At 63.6% G+C, this 1,260-nt stretch carries 1 protein-coding gene; it reads left to right on the top strand.

The genetic code is table 11. The features are described 5' to 3' along the window. The coding region (locus AC1DLV_RS30245) for a formate--tetrahydrofolate ligase (RefSeq protein WP_476836351.1) at positions 1–1,260 on the top strand (1,260 nt) is incomplete at its 5' end.

Raw genomic sequence — 1,260 nt, 5'->3', positions numbered from 1 at the left:
AACCTGCTTGCGGCGCTGATCGACAACCACATCTACTGGGGCAACGAGCTCGGCATCGACACCCGCCGGGTCGTGTGGCGCCGGGTGATGGACATGAACGACCGCGCGCTGCGCGAGATCAACTGCTCGCTCGGCGGTGTCGCCAACGGTTTTCCGCGCGAGGCCGGCTTCGACATCACGGTGGCGTCCGAAGTCATGGCGATCCTGTGCCTGGCGACTGATTTGAAGGACCTCGAAAAGCGCCTCGGCGACATCATCGTTGCCTATCGCCGCGACAAGACGGCCGTTTATGCCCGCGACCTCAAGGCCGATGGCGCCATGGCGGTGCTGCTCAAGGATGCGGTGCAGCCGAACCTGGTGCAGACGCTGGAAAACAACCCGGCCTTTGTCCATGGCGGCCCGTTCGCCAACATCGCCCATGGCTGCAACTCGGTGGTCGCCACCACGACCGCGCTCAAGCTTGCCGACTATGTCGTCACCGAAGCCGGCTTCGGCGCTGACCTTGGGGCGGAAAAGTTCTTCGACATCAAGTGCCGCAAGGCCGGCCTCAAGCCCGCTGCAGCGGTGATCGTGGCCACCGTGCGCGCCATGAAGATGAATGGCGGCGTCAAGAAGGAAGATCTGGGCAAGGAAAACGTCGAGGCGGTGAAGAAGGGCTGCGCCAACCTTGGCCGCCACATCGAAAACGTCAAGCAGTTCGGCGTGCCGGCGGTGGTGGCGATCAACCACTTCTATTCCGACACCGACGCCGAAATCGCGGCGATGAAGGCCTATGTCGCCTCGATGGGCGAAGAGGCGATCGTGTGCATGCACTGGGCCAAGGGTTCGGCCGGCATCGAGGAGCTCGCCCACAAGGTGGTCAAGCTCGCTGAATCGGGCGCCTCGCAGTTCGCGCCGCTCTATCCCGACGAGATGAAGCTGTTCGACAAGATCGACACCATCGTCAAGCGCATCTACCGCGGCTCGGAAGCCATCGCCGACAAGTCGGTGCGCGACCAGCTGCACGCCTGGGAAGCCGCCGGCTACGGCCATCTGCCGGTGTGCATGGCCAAGACGCAATACTCGTTTTCGACCGACCCGAACCTGCGTGGCGCCCCCACCGGCCATGTCGTGTCGGTACGCGAGGTCAGGCTTTCGGCGGGTGCCGGCTTCATCGTCGCCATCTGCGGTGAGATCATGACCATGCCCGGCCTGCCCAGGGCACCCTCGTCGGAAAAGATCTTCCTCAACGAACAGGGCCAGATCGAAGGCCTGTTCTAG

The organism is Aminobacter sp. 01T433 (assembly GCF_056398585.1).
Note: the sequence above shows the minus strand (reverse complement) of the source record. Positions and strands in the feature narration are given on the sequence as shown.